Source organism: Salmonella sp. A29-2, from assembly GCF_020150755.1.
In the GTDB taxonomy this organism is placed as follows: domain Bacteria; phylum Pseudomonadota; class Gammaproteobacteria; order Enterobacterales; family Enterobacteriaceae; genus Salmonella; species Salmonella enterica.
Genome location: NZ_CP083731.1, coordinates 384,843 through 404,666, shown reverse-complemented (window position 1 = coordinate 404,666; position 19,824 = coordinate 384,843). Strand labels below are relative to the sequence as shown.

Below are 19,824 nucleotides of genomic sequence, written 5' to 3'. Positions count from 1 at the left end.
ATAACAGGGCTTTATTTTACAACTACTCGTAATCTCAAATTATTTTTACTTAAAAGTGAATTAAGAAATCAACTTTAAATACACCAGAAAAATTTAAATAGTAATAATTCTGCCTAAAAACCCTTTTACTCGTCAAATTCACCTCTTATTCATTCATACAATAAATAACACCGTTAAGCACTCAATTTGACCTGATCTGGTTATCGGGTGATAAAATAAACACTAAAGCATAATTTTTCTTCTGGCCATTTCTTCATTGCCTGTATCGGTCGCTGCATATGTTTAGTACGCAAGGAAAATATTAATTAAGGATGAACCCTATGCAAAAGAAAAAACTTATTTCTATCGCTATCGCTTTAACGCTACAAAGTTATTACATTCCGGCCATCGCCGCAGAAAATAACGATGATGAAAAAGAATGTCCCAGTAATATCTCCTCCCTGCCTAAAGAAAAACGCGCAAAACTCTCACCGACCTGCCTTGCTACACCTGAAAATGATAATCACTGGGGCTGGGTTGCTGGCGGCGTTGCTGCACTGGTCGCAGGTGTGGCTATTGGCGTTGAAAATAACGGTGGCGGAGATTCTAATCATTCTTATACCCCCCCTACGCCCGATAATGGCGGCGACGTTACCCCGCCCGACGATGGCGGCGATGACAATGTGATCCCGCCCGATGATAGCGGCGATGACGATGTGACCCCGCCCGATGATAGTGGCGATGACGATGTGACCCCACCCGACGATAGCGGCGATGACGATGTAACCCCGCCTGACGATAGCGGCGATGACGATGTAACCCCGCCCGACGATAGCGGCGATGACGATGTGACCCCGCCTGACGATAGCGGCGATGACGATGTAACCCCGCCTGACGATAGCGGCGATGACGATGTAACCCCGCCCGACGATAGCGGCGATGACGATGTAACTCCGCCTGACGATAGCGGCGATGACGATGTAACCCCGCCCGACGATAGCGGCGATGACGATGTGACCCCGCCCGATGATAGCGGCGATGACGATGTAACCCCGCCCGATGATAGCGGCGATGATGATGTGACCCCGCCCGATGATAGCGGCGATGATGACGACACGCCCCCAGATGACTCTGTTATTACCTTCAGCAACGGCGTCACCATCGATAAAGGCAAAGACACCCTGACCTTCGATAGCTTCAAACTGGATAACGGCAGCGTTCTCGAGGGTGCCGTGTGGAATTATTCAGAACAGGACAACCAGTGGCAGCTCACCACCGCGGACGGCAAAACGCTGAACGTCACCGGCTGGGACGTGACCGACGCCAATGCCGCCGTGATTGAAGGCACCCAGGAAAACGGTCTCTACTGGAAGTACGACAGCCGTGGCTATCTGATTATTGCCGACGATAAAACCGCCGTTATCAGCGGCGATGACCAGGCGCATAATTCCGATCGCGGCATGGATATCAGCGGCCAGGATCGCACCGGCGTGATTATTTCCGGCGATAGAACCGTCAACACGCTCACCGGGGACTCCAGTGTGACCGACGGCGCCACCGGCATGGTTATCTCCGGTGACGGCACCACCAACACCATTTCGGGCCACTCAACGGTGGACAATGCTACCGGCGCGCTGATTTCCGGCAACGGCACCACCACCAATTTCGCCGGTGACATTGCCGTGAGCGGCGGCGGCACCGCCATCATCATCGACGGCGACAACGCCACGATTAAAAATACCGGTACCTCTGACATCAGCGGCGCAGGCTCCACCGGCACCGTCATTAACGGCAATAACGCCCGCGTCAACAACGACGGTGATATGACCATCACCGACGGCGGCACCGGCGCCCACATTACCGGCGACGACGTGGTTATCGATAACGCCGGGAGCACCACCGTCAGCGGCGCAGACGCCACGGCGCTGTATATCGATGGCGACAACGCGCTCGTTATCAACGAAGGTAATCAAACTATCTCTGGCGGCGCCGTCGGTACGCGTATTGACGGCGACGACGCCCATATCACCAATACCGGCGATATCGCGGTGGATGGCGCGGACTCTGCCGCTGTAGTTATCAATGGCGACAATGGCAGCCTGACCCAGGCGGGCGATCTGCTGGTCACCGACGGCGCGATGGGTATCATCACCTACGGCACCGGAAATGAAGCAAAAAATACCGGCAACGCCACCGTGCGTGATGCGGACTCGGTGGGTTTTGTGGTCGCAGGCGAAAAAAATACCTTCAAAAACAAAGGGGATATCGACGTCAGCCTTAACGGCACCGGTACACAGGTGAGCGGAGATATGTCACAGGTTACGCTGGATGGCGATATCAATGTAACCGCCGTCGAAGACAGCGATAGCGTCTATCGTGGCGCAACGGGTATCGACATTACGGGGGATAACAACACGCTGGATATTGTCGGTAACGTCACAGTCAACGGCGATTATGACAACGACAGCGTGATGGCTGGCAGCACTGATACCCTGCAGGGGATGTCCGTCAGCGGCGACAATAATCAGGTGGATCTCACCGGCACGCTCAACATTAACGTCAGCGATATGAGTAATGTAGACGGGCAATATCTGAATGCCGTTGGCCTTAGTGTAACGGGTGATGGTAATTCCGTGGACTTAACTGGCGGTATTAATATCAACTACACCCAGGATGCTGATGGCATCGAATCGCCCGTTGTCGGCATAAATATCAACGGCGACAGCAGCGTAACGCTAAGCGGTCAGTCCACGCTCGATATTACCAGCGTCACCGGCGGCGCGGTGACGCTGGCCTATGTGCAAAACGGCGGCAACTTAACGTTAGACCAAAGCTCAACGATTAATGTCAACAGCACACTTCTGCCTGCTGGTTATTACATGGAAAATGCGCTCTTAACCGCCACGGGTCAGGGCTCCACGATCAATAATCAGGGAACGATCGTGGATAATGGCGCGGTCTCTTTGTTGCTGGCGAACAGCGGCGCACAGGGAGGAAACAGCGGCGATATTACCGCCTATGCCACAACCGGTGAGGATAACCGTAATGCAATCACCGCCGCCAATGGCCAGGGCTCCACGTTCAACAATGAAACGGGAGGAACCATCACGGTAGTGTCGTCATTAACTCCGGTTGTGGATGGTGGCGCATTCGGATTCCCGCTTGCGTGGCGCAACAACACGCTTTACGCCATGCTGGCGGAGGGGTACGGCGAGGTGAGTAACGATGCCGGCGCCCACATATATTTGCAGGGCGCAGGAGTATATGGCGTATCCGCCAGTAAAGGCACGGCGTCCAATGCCGGGGATATTTACCTGGACGGTTTAGTCCCGACGCTGGATGATGAAAGCCATATCACCGACAAAACTTACTGGGCGCCGCCGCAACTTTATGTCACCAGTTCCGCAATGGTAGCGGGCTCCACCGATGGCGGTTATGGCGACGCCACCGCTATCAACACCGGCACCATTACCGTTAACAACGCCGGGTTCGGCATGATGGCGCTCAACGGCGGTACCGCCATTAACCAGGGCGTAATCACCCTGACCGCCGATGACGGCGTTACCGGCCAGGCAAACGAGTTGGTCGGGATGGCGGCGCTCAGCGGCGGCACCGTCATCAATGACACCAGCGGCATCATCAATATTGATGCCGATTACGGCCAGCCCTTCCTGACCGACGGCAGTGGCCTGATTATTAACTATGGCCAGGTCTGCTTTGGCGACGATTGCCAAAACAGTGAAGAGTACAATCCAACAAACGGTGACGTTTCAATCCCTTACACGGATGGCGCAACTATTGCCGATGCCGGAACAAGCACCACGCTTGAAAATAACGCCGTGGTGACAGGGAACGTCAATAATGCCGGAGAGGTCAGCGGCAAGCCAATCACAGTCCTGGATAGCGGCACGCTGACCAACAACGACAGCGGTGTTATCAATAGCGATACCAAGGTATCCGGTAACCTTGTCAATGATGGCACCATAAGCGGTAAACTGACGCAAAATGGCGGCGATATCGTTAATAATGGCACCATTGACAGCCGTAGCCTGACGACCGGCGGCGTATTAACTAACGGCACGGATGGCACCATGACCTCCGGCGCCAAAGTCACCGGTGCGAATAGCGCCATCATCAACGATGGTACCTTCCAGCTTGGCTCCGCAACAGACGCGACCAACGCCTCAATGCTGGAAATTAACGATTACGCACAATTCTGTAATACCGGCACGCTGATCCTTGATAACAACAAAAACGCCATTCACCTGAATCCGAATAACGGAACGCTGTATAACACAGGGACGATGGATCTTACGGCAACCTCCAATAAGGGGGCGATTAACTATTGGGGCGCAGGCGCTACATTCATCAATGACGGTACGGTCAATGCCACCACGGCGACACTGGCTTATGCGGCCGGTGGCGCAAGCAGCGCGCCGGATCAACACGCGTTCTTCTGGAACCAGTCAAACGGCGTTATCAACTACGATGCGGATAATGGCCGCGCGGTAGATTTTTCTGCCAACAGCAATTACGTGGCGGTCAACGACGGCACCATGAATATCAGCGGTAATAACGCTTACGGTATGTATGGCGGCAAAAATGCGCAACTGGTCAACAACGGCACCATTGAACTGGGTACAGAAGGCACCACCGACACGGGCATGGTGGCGATGGCGCTGGATAAAAATGCCACCGCCGACGCAGTTATTGAGAACAACGGCACGATTAATATTCACGCCAATAACTCTTACGCGTTCAGCGTGGCGGGCGCAGGTCATGTGGTCAATAACGGTACGGTCGTCATTGACGATAACGTGACGGGTTCCGGCCTCATTAAACAGGGTGACAGCGTTAACGTCGAAGGGACAAACGGTAATAACGGCAACAGCGATGAGGCGCATTATGCCGACTATACGTTGCCGGGAACGCCGGTTGAACCTGACGGTAACATGACTTCCGGCTCCACCACCGATGGCGCGTCCAACAACCTGAACGGTTATGTGGTTGGCACTAACGCCGACGGCAGCGCCGGTAAGCTTAAGGTCAGCAATGCCAGCATGAACGGTGTGGAAATTAACACCGGGTTCACCGCAGGCACCGCCGACACCACCGTCAGCTTTGACAACGTGGTTGAGGGCAGCAACCTGTCCGACGCAGGCGCGATTCAGTCCACTTCCGTAGTCTGGAACGCCCAGGGTAGCCAGGATGCCGACGGCAACGTTGACGTCACCATGACCAAAAACGCCTATGCCGATGTGGCGACCGACAGCTCGGTAAGCGACGTGGCGCAGGCGCTGGATGCCGGTTACACCAACAACGAGCTGTACACCAGCCTTAACGTGGGTACTACCGCCGAGCTGAACAGCGCACTCAAGCAGGTGAGCGGTGCTCAAGCCACCACGGTATTCCGTGAAGCGCGTGTACTCAGCAACCGCTTTACCATGCTGGCCGACGCCGCGCCGCAGATCAAAGATGGCCTGGCGTTCAACGTCGTGGCGAAAGGCGACCCGCGTGCGGAGCTGGGCAACGACACCCAGTACGACATGCTGGCATTACGCCAGACGTTAGATCTCACCGCCAGCCAGAATCTGACGCTGGAGTACGGTATTGCGCGTCTGGATGGCGACGGTTCGAAAACCGCAGGCGATAACGGCCTGACCGGCGGCTACAGTCAGTTCTTTGGTCTGAAGCACAGCATGGCGTTTGATGAAGGTCTGGCGTGGAACAACAGCCTGCGTTATGACGTGCATAACCTCGACAGCAGCCGTTCTGTCGCCTATGGCGATGTCAACAAAATTGCCGATTCCGACATGCGTCAGCAGTACCTTGAGTTTCGCAGTGAAGGGGCGAAAACTTTCACCATGATGAGTGATACGCTGAAAGTCACGCCGTATGCCGGAGTGAAATTCCGTCACACCATGGAAGATGGCTACAAAGAGCACAGCGCCGGAGATTTTAACCTGTCCATGAACTCTGGCAACGAAACGGCGGTAGACTCTATTGTCGGCCTGAAGCTGGATTACGCCGGGAAAGACGGCTGGAGCGCCAGCGCTACCCTGGAAGGCGGCCCGAACCTGAGCTACAGCAAGAGCCAGCGTACAGCGTCATTACAGGGTGCGGCGGGTCAATCGTTCGGCGTGGATGACGGTCAAAAAGGCGGCGGCGTTAATGGTCTGGCAACCATCGGCGTGAAATATAGCAGCAATGGTACCGCGCTACATCTGGATGCCTACCAGTGGAAGGAAGACGGTATCAGCGATAAAGGCTTTATGCTTAACGTTAAGAAAACATTTCGTTAAATAAACGACATTATATAACACTAATAAAGGCCGCTTATTATTAAGCGGCCTTTTTAAATCATATCCCCTGGTAAAGATAAAGTCCTTATTTGGACTACCTGGATGATTCATTAATTGCTATCGTACTATACGCTAAATAGATCTTATATTTATTCCATCAGTAGTGCTCGTTTTATCAACAAGGATTTTGAAATGTTTAAATTTGTAAAAATTGCCGTTGTGGCAGGGGTTCTGGCGACGCTCACTGCTTGTACTGGTCATATCGAAAACAAAAAAAATAACTGCAGCTACGATTATTTGCTGCACCCTGCAATTTCTATTTCTAAAATTATTGGCGGTTGCGGCCCGGCTGCCGATCAATAATAGAAACGACTGCGCAGATACAAAAAAACCGGGATTTTCCCGGTTTTTTTACAGGTCTGATAAACGGTACGGCGCAAATGTCTTGTCCAACTTACGCTCGTTTGTAGGCCCGATAAGCTAGCGCCATCGGGCAAGAAATAACCCTTACGGTTTCGCCACAAAGCCAATGGCTTCGTAAACGGCTTTCAGCGTTTCGGCCGCACGTGCGCTGGCTTTTTCCGCCCCGTCTTTCATCACCTTCTGCAAGAACGCTTCGTCGTTGCGGAAACGATGATAGCGCTCCTGCAACTCAGACAACATTCCGGAAACCGCCTCCGCCACTTCGCCTTTCAAATGGCCATACATTTTACCTTCAAACTGTTTTTCCAGTTCAGGAATGCTCTGACCGGTCACGGCGGAAAGAATATCCAGCAGGTTAGAGACACCCGCTTTCTCTTTCACATCATAACGCACTACCGGCGGCTCGTCGGAGTCAGTGACCGCACGTTTGATTTTCTTCACTACCGATTTCGGATCTTCCAGCAGGCCGATCACGTTATTACGGTTATCGTCCGATTTGGACATTTTCTTCGTCGGCTCCAGCAGCGACATCACGCGCGCGCCGGATTTTGGAATAAACGGTTCCGGTACTTTGAAAATATCGCCATACAGCCCGTTAAAACGCTGGGCGATATCGCGGCTCAGTTCCAGATGCTGCTTCTGATCTTCGCCTACCGGCACCAGATTGGTTTGGTACAACAGGATGTCTGCCGCCATCAGCACCGGGTAATCAAACAGGCCGGCGTTAATGTTTTCCGCATAGCGCGCAGATTTATCTTTAAACTGCGTCATACGGCTCAGCTCGCCGAAATAGGTATAGCAGTTCAGCGCCCAGCCAAGCTGCGCATGTTCCGGCACATGGGACTGAACGAAAATAGTGCTCTTTTCAGGATCAATACCACATGCCAGGTACAGCGCCAGCGTATCCAGCGTCGCTTTACGTAGCTGCTGCGCGTCCTGACGCACGGTAATAGCATGTTGGTCTACGATGCAGTAGATGCAATGATAGTCATCCTGCATGTTTACCCACTGACGCAATGCCCCCATATAGTTGCCAATGGTCAATTCACCTGAGGGCTGTGCGCCACTAAAAACGATGGGCTTAGTCATTTTTTATTTCCTGGTTATCGCTATGCGGAAGCCCAAGTGCGGGCAAAAGATCGTTAAAACTGTCATAAATGACGTCCGGCTCGCTAAGGGCGATCGCTTCGCCATAATTGTAGCCGTATGTCAGGCCAACCGAAGGGCAGCCCGCCGCTTTTGCAGCCTGAATATCATTACGCGAATCGCCGACAAAAAGCATCTGCTCCGGCATCATGCCCAGCCGGCTTGCCACCAGCAACAGCGGCTCCGGATGCGGCTTCTTATTTTGCACATCATCGCCGCCGATAACCACACTAAAGTATTTGGCGATATCAAGCGATTCCAACAACGGCGCGACGAACGGCGTCGGCTTATTCGTCACCAGACCTAATGACAATCCGCTGGCGTGCAGCGCGCCCAGCGTGTCGGCGACATGCGGAAATAAAAAAGTGCCTTCTTCCGCCACTTCGCCATAATACCTGTCGAACAGTTTACGCAGAATGCGTACCTGTTCCTCGGCAGGAATATCTTCATCAACGGGCGGTTTCCCCATCGTCTTACGCAGCGTGGCGCGCTCCTCGCGAGCCCAGGTCAGCGCGCGTTCCATCAATACGTCTGCGCCGTTACCAATCCAGGTAATCACGCGCTCCTCGCCCGCGACCGGCAGTTCCAGCGCATACAGCGCCATATCCACCGCCGCGGCAAGACCCGGCGCGCTATCCACCAGCGTGCCGTCAAGATCAAAGGCGACGCCCCGAATATTCTGCAACTTATCCATGAGTTACCTTTGCCAGCTCACTGCGCATTTCATCAATCACTTTTTTGTAGTCGGGCTTATCGAAAATTGCCGACCCCGCAACAAACATGTCCGCACCTGCTGCGGCGATCTCGCCGATATTGTTCACCTTCACGCCGCCGTCCACTTCCAGGCGAATGTCGTAACCGGAGGCATCAATGCGGCGACGCACTTCGCGCAGTTTATCCAGCGTCTGCGGAATAAAAGACTGGCCGCCGAAGCCTGGGTTCACGGACATCAGCAGGATCACATCCAGTTTGTCCATGACGTAATCGAGATAACTGAGCGGCGTTGCCGGGTTGAATACCAGCCCCGCTTTACAGCCGTGTTCTTTAATCAGCTGTAGCGTGCGGTCAACATGTTCGGAGGCTTCCGGGTGAAAGGTAATGATGCTCGCGCCAGCGGCGGCAAAGTCGGGCACGATACGGTCGACTGGCTTGACCATCAGGTGGACATCAATAGGCGCGGTAATACCGTACTGACGCAGGGATTTCAGCACCATCGGGCCGATAGTCAGGTTCGGCACATAGTGATTATCCATGACGTCAAAGTGTACAACATCAGCACCGGCAGCCAGCGCTTTGGCGGTGTCTTCACCCAGGCGAGCAAAATCAGCCGACAGAATTGAGGGGGCAATCAAATACTGTTTCATCCGCTTCTCCTTGAGAATTATTTTCTTGCAGGCGTTGCGACTCCTGGTTGGTACAGAGCCAGCAGTTCGTCCACCTTTTTACGTGTGCCGCCGTTGCTGCTTATACTGCGTCTAACTTTGACGACATGCAATTTTGCGAGTTGATACCACTCGCGTGTGAGCGCCGTATCATGGTTGGAAATGAGCACCGGTATCCGGTTACTGACCAGATTCTCAGCGATTTCCGCCAGATGCGCTTGTTGCGTCAGGCTAAAACTATTGGTGTGATACGCTGTGAAGTTAGCCGTGGCGGACAACGGCGCATAAGGCGGATCGCAATAGACCACCGACGACTTGTCCGCACGCGCCATACTGTCTGCGTATGACTCACAGTAAAAGAACGCATTCTGCGCTTTTTCTGCAAAGTGGTACAACTCCGCTTCCGGGAAGTAAGGTCTTTTATAACGACCAAACGGTACATTAAATTCCCCGCGCAAGTTATAGCGACAGAGTCCGTTATAACCGTAGCGATTCAGATATAAAAACAGTACCGCCCGACGAAAGGGGTCCTGGCAGGTGTTGAACTCCTCACGGAGTTGGTAATAGACCTCAGCCTGGTTAGTTTCAGGCATAAACAGCTCGCGCGAAGCCTGTACATACTCGTCAGTACGTAACTTCACGATGTTATAGAGGCTAATAAGGTCGCTGTTGATATCGGCGAGGATATAACGAGAAAAGTCGGTGTTAAGAAACACCGATCCGGCACCCACAAAAGGTTCGACAAGGCACTCACCTTTTGGCAAATGTCGTTTGATATCATCAAGCAGAGGGTATTTTCCCCCTGCCCACTTCAAAAAAGCGCGATTTTTTTTCATGCTGACTAACTAATTACACCTTCTCCGGCTGTGGAGAAAGCTCCGACAGCATCCTGCGCTTTAGGCTGTGCCGCGTTGCTTTACGGCGCATTTGACGGTAGCAAATGCGCCCCTCGCGCCTGTCCTGAACAAAAATAGCTGTCAGCGACACTCACAGGCAATTGCAGGACACAGCCTGGATTATTTCAGATCGGCCTGAACCTGATGCAACGGTTTTGCCCACGGGTTTTTCGCCTGCACATCGGCAGGTAAGGTGGACACCGCACGTTTAGCATCTTCTTTCGAAGCATACATCCCCGTTACCAGCACATACCACGGTTGTCCATTACGCGTCGTCTCGTATACCACATAATTTTTCAGGTTCTCTTTCTTCGCCCAACCGTTCAGGTTGTCGTAATTTGAAGAACTACTGAGCTGCAATGTGTAGTGGCTGGATGGCGCGCTCTTTAAGGCGCCAACGTTGCCGGCGCTTTTCCCGCCGCCTGCGACAGGCGTCGTCGAGGCTTGCGCTGGCTTCGCGGTTTGTACCGGCGCAGCGCTTGCCGTCGCTGTCGGCGCAGCCGTCGTGGTGGTCGCTTTCGGCGTCGCGGCTGGCGCTGCCGGTTCCGTGCGTTTCACTGGCGCGACCGGTTTCTTCGGTTCCGCAGTCGTGGTTTTCGCCGTGGTCTGCGGTTTCTTAGGTTCAATGACGGCCTGTTTACGTTCCGGACGCGTGGTATGACGCTCGGCAGGTTCGCTAACCGCCGCCTGACGCGTCGTGCTGCCATTGCGAACTGGCGCGACGGTTGCAGGCTCTGTCGGCAACGTAGAGTTCACCGCAACATTGTTCATCTGCTCTGGATTCTGCGTCAGCGCATTATTCAGATCGCCCTGCACTTCCACGCGCTGCTGACCGTCAGCGACCACAGGCGACTGTCCCTGCGTCGGCGTTGAAGAAATCGGCGGCAACGAAATATCCTGCGACGTATTGCCCGCGGTTTGTTCTGCGGAGGTGGCGCCCGGCGCAGGCTGGGTCGCATTCGCCTGATCGGCGGCGTTACCGGAAAGATCGATACTCTTTTCGCCAGAGGCCGACGGCTCGCTGGAAGACGTTGAGGGGGCTTTCAGCGCGGAGCCGATACCGATAATCAACAGCAGCAGCACCAGCACGCCAACGCCCATCATCATGTATTGACGAGAGGCTGGCTTATGGGCCGCTTTTTTACGCTTACGTGGACGGCGTTCAACACGCTCTTCGTCCACCGTATCGTCTTCATCGGATTCGTACTCTTCTTCAACTTCAGGTTCTTCACTACGCGCTTTACGCGTACGCGTCGGACGGCGATCGTCGGCATCCAGATCAACGTCATCAAAGTTGATCTGCGGCTCATTATCGCGTTCTGAAGATTGACGAGAACGACCAGTACGACGATCGCTGGGATCGGGTTTCAGCTCGTCTTCTGGTTTGAATTCATCCATTTAACACCCCACTCAAAGGTTAATGCTTACGACATTGCACATAACCTGAAGCTAAAAGACTGACATCTACGCAATATCAGTCTGACCTTTCTTGTTGTTACGCCTGCTGACAGTCAGCAATCGCGCTAAGAACGACTTCGTGCGACACTCCGCCGCGCACTTCACTTTTCCCTATGGCCAGCGGAAGCACTAAACGCAGCTCCCCCGCTAACACTTTTTTATCTCGCAGCATGTGCGGCAAATAGTCCTGCGCGGACATCTCGCAAGGGCCATTGACTGGCAGCCCGGCCCGTTCGAGTAGAGCGATGATGCGCTGCGTATCAGCAGAACTGAACTGCCCCAAACGCTCGGATGCGCGCGCAGCCATCACTATACCTGCGGCAACGGCTTCACCATGTAACCAATTGCCATATCCCATTTCCGCTTCAATGGCGTGGCCAAAGGTATGTCCAAGATTCAGTAAAGCACGTAAGCCCGCTTCACGCTCGTCGGCGGCAACAACTTCGGCTTTCAGCTCGCAACAACGACGAATACAGTACGCCATCGCCGGGCCGTCCAGACGCAATAGCGCATCCAGATTATCCTCAAGCCAGGTAAAGAAGTCCGCGTCGAGTATAATGCCGTATTTGATCACCTCTGCCAGTCCCGATGCCAGTTCGCGTGCGGGAAGCGTTTTCAGGCAATCAAGATCGACAACCACAGAAGCGGGTTGGTAAAACGCGCCAATCATGTTTTTGCCAAGGGGATGGTTGACGGCGGTCTTCCCGCCCACGGAAGAATCAACCTGCGACAGTAAGGTAGTTGGCACCTGGATGAAACGAACGCCTCGCTGGTAGCTGGCCGCCGCAAAACCGGTGAGATCGCCAATCACGCCGCCGCCAAGCGCGACCAGCGTGGTATCACGACCATGCGGTTTTTTCAGTAACGCCGTAAACACCGTATCCAGCACCGTCAGGCTCTTATACTGCTCGCCGTCAGGAAGAATCACGCTGTCTACGTTAACGCCCGCCCGTTCGAGTACGCCGCGAACCTTGTCCAGATAAAGCGGCGCCAGGGTTTCGTTGGTCACTAACATGACCTGATCGCCTGATTTCAGCGGCAAGAATGAAGCTGGTTCGTTAAACAAACCAGCCGCGATGGTGATCGGGTAACTACGTTCCCCGAGAGTGACTGTAATCCTCTCCATGACGCGACATCCACCTTAGTTACTTGTGCCCGCTTACCCAGCGTATTCTGCTTGAATTAGTTGCTTTCCAGCATATGAATAATCTGGTTTGCCACAACCTTAGCGCTTTGATCGTCGGTGCGAATGGTGACGTCGGCAATCTCTTCGTACAGCGGATTGCGTTCGTTAGCCAGCGCTTCCAGAACTTCGCGAGGCGGTGCTTCAACCTGCAACAGCGGGCGTTTTTTATCACGCTGCGTGCGCGCCAGTTGTTTTTCGATGGTCGTTTCAAGGTAGACCACGACGCCACGCGCGGAGAGACGGTTACGCGTTTCACGCGATTTTACAGAGCCACCGCCGGTTGCCAGCACAATACCCTGTTTTTCCGTCAATTCGTTGATAACTTTTTCTTCACGATTACGGAAGCCGTCTTCACCTTCAACATCGAAGACCCAGCCCACATCAGCTCCGGTTCGTTTCTCAATCTCTTGATCAGAATCGTAAAATTCCATATTGAGTTGTTGAGCTAACTGGCGCCCAATAGTGCTTTTTCCGGCACCCATAGGCCCAACCAGAAAGATATTGCGTTTCTCTGCCATTTTTTCGGTACTACTAAGACTATTCGTTAATGGTAAACCCGCTTCACAGACACCCAGCGCAGCAGGACATGAACTGAAACCTCATAAGATATTGCGAGAGTCAGACTGAAAATTATCTCAATACTCAAGCGGGTTTGGCAACTGAATAAATCACCAAGCCTGATTGTTGCAAAACCCGAGTTAGCGTTGCCGGATGGCGGCCAGAACAACATATCCGGCCTACAAATTGTTCTACTTTCAAACAATTGTGCGCAATCCGCAGAACCAATACGTCTGCATCAGCGGACATTCAGCCGTTTATCATCGGTCTTATGCACACCTTAGGCAAGGCAAAGCGCATTAATCAATGCGTAAGCAACGAAAAGCACGACTCTCAAATCGGTACTCCTTGTATGCTAAATACATCCGCACGTCAAATCCCGCAGATGCGTTCAGTGCAAAAACAGCGCTTTTTTATGCATAAATTATTCTGTCGCCACCAGTCTGGGGGTGATAAACACCACTAATTCGCGTCGCTCGTCCTCTTTGCCGTCATGGCGGAAGAGCTGACCAAGCCAGGGAATATCCCCCAACAGCGGCACGCTATCGCTACCCGATTTATTTTTTCGCGAAAAAATACCGCCCAGCGCCAGCGTCTCGCCGCTTTTTACCTCTACCTGCGTTTCAATTTCCTGTTTATCTATCGCCAGCACTTCGCCGTCAGCCTGTTGTAGTACCTGACCGGGGACATTCTGGCTGATATGTAACTTCAGGCGGATGCGCCCTTTTTGCAAAACGGTGGGCGTCACCTCCATTCCCAGCACCGCTTCTTTAAATTCCACGGAGGTCGCGCCGCTTTCGCCGCTGGAAACCTGATAAGGAATTTCGCTGCCTTGCTTGATACTGGCTGGCTGCAGATGGGAAGCCAGCAGCCGGGGGCTGGCGATAATATCCAACTGCTGCTTTTGCTCCAGCGCTGACAGCTCCAGATCCAGCAAGCGTCCGTTAATGCGCCCGATGTTAAACCCGACGCGTGAGGTGGCGGCGGCGACAGATAAATCACTGGAAAGCGTCGTCACGTCACCCACCGAGCCCGCTTGCGTCGCGTCAGCCAGCGTCCACTTTACGCCCAGTTCCCGTAGACTCTTTTCGTTAATGGTGACGATATGCGCCGCCAGCTCCACCTGCGCCACCGGCAGATCCATTTGCGATACCCATTTTTCCAGCTCCGCCAGGGCCGCGCGGTTATCGCGCAACAGCAGGCGGTTGGTGCGCTTATCTACCATGATGGTTCCCTTCGCGCTCAGGAGTTTCTCGCCCGCTTTCGCCAGTTCGCCGGCATCGGCGTATTGCAGGCTAATGCTGCGGTTTTCCAGCGGTAAATTAGCCTGAAGCCTTAACCGCTCGGCATCCTGCCGCGCACTGTGTTCTTTCTGCCAGGCCTGTGAATGAACATGGAAAATATTCCCCTCCTGACGCAGCACCAGCCCCGCGCTATTGACCACCGTCTGTAGCGCCTGTTTCCACGGCACATCCGTCAGATGTAGCGATAATGTCCCGCTGACGTCCGGCGACACCACCAGATTCTGCCGCTCCTGCTCGGCTAAAGCCTGCAAAACCTGCACCACAGGGACGTCGTCAACCACCAGCGTCACTTTCGCCGCTTTTCCCGCCTGCGCGGCGGGCATCAAGGCTATCAGTATTATGGCTATCCATCGCTTCATTGTCCGCTCCCTGACGTAGCCACCGCCACTGCGGCGGCGCACAATTTTTACCAGTCGTTAACGTTAAGGCTTCCGCCGTCAGGCGGACAATCGTCCAACCGTTTTCCAGCGTCTGCCCTTCTTCCACTCGCCGCCATTTTTGCTGGCTATCTTTAAGAATGCCTGTCCATCGCTCGCCTTTACGCACTGCGCCCTGATACCGCCACTGCGAGAGTTCCGCTATCCGGCAGCGATCTTCCGGCGGGCGGAAGGGATCGCGCATTCCTGTCAACGTCAGCAAACAAAAACAGAGCAATACACTACGGCTAGCCTTCATTCGCCAGGCGCTCCAGTTGCAGCGTTATCAATAATTCCGCCCCCTCTCTACGCAATGAAAACCGACTTACGCTCATCTCGCTTTCGGCCAACCGGACAAACAGCGACGGCATCGCATCCCAGGACGTTTTCAGCGCCATTTCTCCCCCCTGCGCCGATGGCTGCCAGTGCAGCAAACGCAGAGGAGGCGCCTGGAAATCTAACGGCGAAAAAGGACGCGGATTTTCAACGGTGCCCCCGAAAAGCGGTTCAGCCGCGACGCTCAGACGGCGCAGATGACGCCACTGTTGTCGGGCGGCCTCGCGCTGCTGGCTTAACCGCGTTTGTTGCGTATCCAGCGTTTTCCAGCCGGGATAGCCCACAGATAACGCGACCGTCAGCGTCAGGCACAGCACGCCTGCACACCAATAAAAAACCCGACCACGGCGCGACATCCCGTACCAGATATCAAAGAGCGCGTTCACGGGCGGCGCTCCTCGTTAACTGATAATGGAACTGCCAGCGCCCTTGCGCATCCTGCCGCGTGGCGCCCGTGCGGTTTAGCGGAAAACTGACATAGTGACGAAGCGATGTCTCAAGCGTGAGCAGGGCGTCAAACGTTCTCGCCAGCCCTTCCAGCTCTAGCGTCTCTTGCTGATAATTGAGGCTTGTCAGCCATGCCTGCTCTGGCAACAGGTTGGCAAGGTCAGTCAAGATAGATTGCCAGGCTTGCGTCAGTTCACGCTGCGCCTGACGTTGTAATCGCGCCTGTTGCTGTCGCTGACGCTGCTGCAACTGCGGTATGTTCGCCGCAAGCGCCGTCGTGCGTCCGTTTTCCGCCGTCAGTAGCAGTTCATTAATCCTCCCCTCCTGCCAAAAAACCAACCGGGCGATCGTCGCGAGGCTTGCTATCAGCAGCAGGGACGCGCCCCATACCACGCACCACAGCCGCAGACGCGCTACGTAATGTTGGCGCCGCCAGGGGAGCAAATTGACAGAATGCGCCATCAGCGTATCTCCCCTATGGCTAAACCCAGCGCAATCGCAAAGCGATAACCGTCCGGCGGAACCGGCGGTTGGCGGACGGTAACGGCGCGCCAGGGGTCGAATTCGCCTTCGGCGCATAATGAAATATGTTCCGGCACGACGGATAACGTCGCGGCAAGGTCATGCAGCGTCGTCGCATCGCGCGCCGATTTACGCCCCCACGCATAGCGCGTCGCCCACAGCCACTGGCTCTCATCGCGCCAGACCAGACATTGCCGCCCCGAAGGTATAAACGGCAGCAAGCGCTGTAACGCGCAGGCATCGGGCGTTACAGCAGCGATGCGCACATTGAGCGTTTGCGCCAGCGTTAACAGCGCTGAAATTTCTTTGCTTTGCACGGCGGTAACGTTGAACGCGGGGCTCAGCGCATCGTCCTGAAAGTCGAAACGCAATAAGTCCGGATCCATATCCAGCTCACGCGCCATCGTTTGTGAAAGCCATGCGACTTGCTCACGTTCCCGCAGACGCATTGGCGGATGTGGAAAAGCGCGTTGCAATGTCCGATTTGCGGGAAAAGAGAGATAAATACGGTGACGTAGCGGCAGCTCGCGGCTCCAGGGTCGCAGTACGTGAGCCAGCGATTGCGGGTCAGGAATCGTACCCTCTGCCGTGGAGGCGTTCATCAGCGGCAGTCGCCACCAACGTTGCAGGGACCAGCCCGATGCGCCGCGAATAACGGCGATGGCCAGCGCTTCATGCTGCTGAATATGCAATCCTATTTGCCAGGTTTTAAAAGCCATAACGGTCGATCTCCTTATCACCCGTCGCGTTAACGGGTATATCAATGCGTCTGGCTTGCCTTTATACTACCGCGCGTTTGTTTATAAACTGCCCAAATGACACTAAATGGGAAATCTCCAGTGAAGTTCGTAAAGTATTTATTGATCCTTGCAGTATGTTGCATCCTGCTGGGAGCAGGCTCGATTTATGGCCTTTATCGCTATATTGAGCCGCAGCTACCTGACGTCGCGACATTGAAAGATGTGCGTTTGCAAATTCCGATGCAGGTTTACAGCGCGGATGGCGAACTTATCGCGCAATATGGCGAAAAACGTCGTATTCCCGTTACGCTCGATCAAATTCCGCCGGAAATGATCAACGCCTTTATCGCCACCGAAGATAGCCGCTTTTATGAGCATCACGGCATTGACCCGGTAGGTATTTTCCGTGCGGCCAGCGTCGCGCTCTTCTCCGGTCACGCATCGCAGGGAGCAAGTACCATTACCCAGCAACTGGCGCGAAACTTCTTCCTTAGCCCCGAACGCACGCTGATGCGCAAGATCAAGGAAGCGTTTCTGGCGATTCGTATTGAGCAGTTGCTGAATAAAAATGAGATCCTCGAACTCTATCTGAACAAGATCTATCTCGGCTACCGCGCCTATGGCGTTGGCGCAGCGGCACAGGTCTACTTTGGTAAGACGGTCGATCAGCTTAGTCTAAGCGAAATGGCGGTTATCGCCGGGCTACCTAAAGCGCCTTCTACCTTTAACCCGCTCTACTCGATGGATCGGGCGATAGCGCGCCGTAACGTAGTGCTTTCGCGAATGTTAAGCGAGGGATATATCACTCAGGCGCAGTACGATCAGGCCCGTAGCGAACCTATCGACGCAAATTATCACGCGCCGGAAATCGCCTTCTCCGCGCCTTATCTGTCGGAAATGGTGCGCCAGGAAATGTATAACCGTTATGGCGAAAGCGCCTATGAAGATGGTTATCGTATTTACACGACCATCACCCGCAAAGTGCAGCAGGCCGCGCAACAGGCGGTGCGTAATAACGTGCTGGACTATGACATGCGCCACGGTTATCGCGGCCCGGCGAATGTGCTATGGAAAGTGGGCGAAACGGCGTGGGACAGTAAAAAAATTACCGATACGTTGAAAGCGTTGCCGACCTACGGACCGCTGCTTCCCGCCGTGGTCACCAGCGCTAATCCGCAAGAGGCGACCGCTGCGCTTGCCGACGGTACGTCCGTTTCGCTACATATGGAAGGAATGCGTTGGGCGCGGCCTTACCGCTCGGATACACAGCAGGGGCCGACGCCGCGTAAAGTTACCGATGTCGTCCAGACAGGTCAGCAAATCTGGGTTCGTCAGGTGGATAACGACTGGTGGCTGGCGCAGGTACCGGAAGTGAACTCCGCGCTGGTTTCGCTTAACCCGCAAACAGGCGCGGTACTGGCGCTGGTCGGCGGTTTCGATTTTAATCAGAGTAAATTTAACCGCGCGACGCAAGCTTTGCGTCAGGTGGGGTCGAACATCAAACCGTTCCTCTACACCGCCGCAATGGATAAAGGGCTGACGCTCGCCAGTATGCTCAACGATGTGCCGATTTCCCGCTGGGACGCCGGGGCAGGTTCAGACTGGCGTCCGAAAAACTCCCCGCCGCAGTACGCCGGACCGATTCGTTTACGCCAGGGGCTGGGGCAGTCGAAAAACGTGGTGATGGTACGCGCCATGCGCGCCATGGGCGTCGACTATGCGGCGGAATATCTGCAACGCTTCGGCTTCCCGGCGCAGAATATCGTGCATACCGAATCGCTGGCGCTGGGCTCCGCCTCCTTCACGCCGATGCAGGTTGCGCGCGGTTATGCGGTGATGGCGAACGGCGGTTTCCTGATCGACCCGTATTTCATCAGCAAGATTGAGAACGATCAGGGCGGCGTGATCTTCGAAGCGAAACCGAAAATCGCCTGCCCGGAGTGCGATATCCCGGTCATTTACGGCAATACGCAGAAATCCGACGTGCTGGAAAACACCAATGTGGAAGAGGTCGCGGTTTCGCAAGAGCAGCAAAACAGCGCCGTACCGATGCCTGAGCTGGAACAGGCAAACCAGGCGCTGGTCGCGCAAAACGGCACGCAGGAGTACGCGCCGCATGTGATCAATACGCCGCTGGCGTTTCTGATCAAAAGCGCGCTGAACACCAATATCTTCGGCGAACCCGGCTGGATGGGTACCGGCTGGCGTGCGGCGCGCGACCTTAAACGTCGCGATATCGGCGGCAAAACCGGTACGACCAACAGCTCGAAAGACGCATGGTTCTCCGGCTATGGTCCTGGCGTCGTCACTTCCGTATGGATCGGCTTTGACGATCACCGCCGTGATTTAGGCCGCACCACCGCTTCCGGCGCGATCAAAGATCAAATCTCCGGCTATGAGGGCGGCGCGAAGAGCGCGCAACCTGCATGGGACGCCTATATGAAAGCCGTGCTGGAAGGCGTGCCGGAACAGCCGCTAACGCCGCCGCCGGGCATCGTCACGGTGAATATCGACCGCAGTACCGGACAACTGGCGAGCGGCGGTAACAGCCGTGAAGAGTATTTCATCGAAGGCACGCAGCCGACACAACAGGCGGTACACGAGGTGGGAACCACCATTATTGATAATGGTGAAACACACGAACTGTTCTGATCAAAAAAGGCGCTCCGGCGCCTTTTTTATTGTGTTTAGCGGATGACGGCGAACGGGGAGACAAACTTTCCGTTAGC

General features: G+C 54.5%; 15 protein-coding genes. 3 read left to right on the top strand and 12 right to left on the bottom strand.

Annotation, left to right across the window (positions count from 1 at the left end):
- The first annotated feature begins 320 nt into the window (after positions 1-320).
- Positions 321-6,281 carry an autotransporter domain-containing protein gene (locus tag K8W53_RS01810; protein ID WP_102765268.1) on the top strand — a complete coding sequence of 1,987 codons (5,961 nt, stop codon included), beginning with the start codon at positions 321-323 and terminating at the stop codon, positions 6,279-6,281.
- Between the two features lie 192 nt (positions 6,282-6,473).
- Entirely contained in the window at positions 6,474-6,644 is a 171-nt protein-coding gene (locus K8W53_RS01805; RefSeq protein WP_000472323.1) for a YhfL family protein, read from the top strand.
- 144 nt (positions 6,645-6,788) lie between these two features.
- On the opposite strand, the gene trpS is transcribed toward K8W53_RS01805, so the two are convergent.
- The 12 genes from trpS to K8W53_RS01745 all read right to left on the bottom strand — a co-directional run bounded on the left by trpS (position 6,789) and on the right by K8W53_RS01745 (position 17,074).
- Entirely contained in the window at positions 6,789-7,793 is a 1,005-nt protein-coding gene (trpS, locus tag K8W53_RS01800) for a tryptophan--tRNA ligase (RefSeq protein ID WP_000165562.1), read from the bottom strand.
- Entirely contained in the window at positions 7,786-8,544 is a 759-nt protein-coding gene (gene gph, locus K8W53_RS01795) for a phosphoglycolate phosphatase (protein ID WP_000359652.1), read from the bottom strand. Before gph ends, trpS begins: the two co-directional genes overlap by 8 nt.
- Positions 8,537-9,214 (bottom strand): ribulose-phosphate 3-epimerase, encoded by a 678-nt coding sequence (gene rpe, locus K8W53_RS01790; RefSeq protein WP_000816284.1) that lies wholly within the window; start codon positions 9,212-9,214, stop codon positions 8,537-8,539. The genes gph and rpe overlap by 8 nt, the downstream gene beginning before the upstream one ends.
- Positions 9,215-9,231: 17 nt before the next feature.
- Positions 9,232-10,068, bottom strand: coding sequence for an adenine-specific DNA-methyltransferase (dam, locus tag K8W53_RS01785; protein WP_000742132.1), 837 nt, complete (start codon positions 10,066-10,068; stop codon positions 9,232-9,234).
- Between the two features lie 180 nt (positions 10,069-10,248).
- Positions 10,249-11,526, bottom strand: a complete 1,278-nt coding sequence (damX, locus tag K8W53_RS01780) for a cell division protein DamX (protein WP_000343142.1) — start codon at positions 11,524-11,526, stop codon at positions 10,249-10,251.
- Between the two features lie 97 nt (positions 11,527-11,623).
- The gene (aroB, locus tag K8W53_RS01775; RefSeq protein WP_000439820.1) at positions 11,624-12,712 is read right to left on the bottom strand and encodes a 3-dehydroquinate synthase; all 1,089 of its coding nucleotides are present in this window, start codon (positions 12,710-12,712) and stop codon (positions 11,624-11,626) included.
- Between the two features lie 56 nt (positions 12,713-12,768).
- On the bottom strand, positions 12,769-13,290 hold the full coding sequence (gene aroK / locus K8W53_RS01770) for a shikimate kinase AroK (protein ID WP_000818621.1): 522 nt from the start codon (positions 13,288-13,290) through the stop codon (positions 12,769-12,771).
- Positions 13,291-13,754: 464 nt separating this feature from the next.
- Positions 13,755-14,993, bottom strand: coding sequence for a DNA uptake porin HofQ (gene hofQ, locus K8W53_RS01765; RefSeq protein ID WP_052939268.1), 1,239 nt, complete (start codon positions 14,991-14,993; stop codon positions 13,755-13,757).
- On the bottom strand, positions 14,908-15,309 hold the full coding sequence (locus K8W53_RS01760) for a HofP DNA utilization family protein (RefSeq protein ID WP_000648140.1): 402 nt from the start codon (positions 15,307-15,309) through the stop codon (positions 14,908-14,910). Before K8W53_RS01760 ends, hofQ begins: the two co-directional genes overlap by 86 nt.
- Positions 15,299-15,772, bottom strand: a complete 474-nt coding sequence (locus K8W53_RS01755) for a hypothetical protein (RefSeq protein ID WP_023224187.1) — start codon at positions 15,770-15,772, stop codon at positions 15,299-15,301. Before K8W53_RS01755 ends, K8W53_RS01760 begins: the two co-directional genes overlap by 11 nt.
- Positions 15,756-16,295: a PilN domain-containing protein gene (locus K8W53_RS01750; RefSeq protein WP_000951390.1), complete on the bottom strand. Its 540-nt coding sequence runs from the start codon at positions 16,293-16,295 to the stop codon at positions 15,756-15,758. The genes K8W53_RS01755 and K8W53_RS01750 overlap by 17 nt, the downstream gene beginning before the upstream one ends.
- A complete protein-coding gene (locus tag K8W53_RS01745) occupies positions 16,295-17,074 on the bottom strand; it encodes a hypothetical protein (RefSeq protein WP_023198911.1) in 780 nt (259 codons plus the stop codon). The genes K8W53_RS01750 and K8W53_RS01745 overlap by 1 nt, the downstream gene beginning before the upstream one ends.
- Positions 17,075-17,194: 120 nt before the next feature.
- On the opposite strand from K8W53_RS01745, the gene mrcA reads away from it, so the two are divergent.
- Positions 17,195-19,747: a peptidoglycan glycosyltransferase/peptidoglycan DD-transpeptidase MrcA gene (gene mrcA, locus K8W53_RS01740; RefSeq protein ID WP_000673808.1), complete on the top strand. Its 2,553-nt coding sequence runs from the start codon at positions 17,195-17,197 to the stop codon at positions 19,745-19,747.
- The last annotated feature ends 77 nt before the right edge of the window (positions 19,748-19,824 follow it).

Coding starts and splice junctions, on each gene's coding strand:
- K8W53_RS01760 (WP_000648140.1), bottom strand. CDS start 15,309: ATGAAGGCTAGCCGTAGTGTATTGCTCTGTTTTTGTTTGCTGACGTTG.
- trpS (WP_000165562.1), bottom strand. CDS start 7,793: ATGACTAAGCCCATCGTTTTTAGTGGCGCACAGCCCTCAGGTGAATTG.
- gph (WP_000359652.1), bottom strand. CDS start 8,544: ATGGATAAGTTGCAGAATATTCGGGGCGTCGCCTTTGATCTTGACGGC.
- dam (WP_000742132.1), bottom strand. CDS start 10,068: ATGAAAAAAAATCGCGCTTTTTTGAAGTGGGCAGGGGGAAAATACCCT.
- K8W53_RS01805 (WP_000472323.1), top strand. CDS start 6,474: ATGTTTAAATTTGTAAAAATTGCCGTTGTGGCAGGGGTTCTGGCGACG.
- K8W53_RS01745 (WP_023198911.1), bottom strand. CDS start 17,074: ATGGCTTTTAAAACCTGGCAAATAGGATTGCATATTCAGCAGCATGAA.
- hofQ (WP_052939268.1), bottom strand. CDS start 14,993: ATGAAGCGATGGATAGCCATAATACTGATAGCCTTGATGCCCGCCGCG.
- K8W53_RS01750 (WP_000951390.1), bottom strand. CDS start 16,295: ATGGCGCATTCTGTCAATTTGCTCCCCTGGCGGCGCCAACATTACGTA.
- aroB (WP_000439820.1), bottom strand. CDS start 12,712: ATGGAGAGGATTACAGTCACTCTCGGGGAACGTAGTTACCCGATCACC.
- damX (WP_000343142.1), bottom strand. CDS start 11,526: ATGGATGAATTCAAACCAGAAGACGAGCTGAAACCCGATCCCAGCGAT.
- rpe (WP_000816284.1), bottom strand. CDS start 9,214: ATGAAACAGTATTTGATTGCCCCCTCAATTCTGTCGGCTGATTTTGCT.
- aroK (WP_000818621.1), bottom strand. CDS start 13,290: ATGGCAGAGAAACGCAATATCTTTCTGGTTGGGCCTATGGGTGCCGGA.
- K8W53_RS01810 (WP_102765268.1), top strand. CDS start 321: ATGCAAAAGAAAAAACTTATTTCTATCGCTATCGCTTTAACGCTACAA.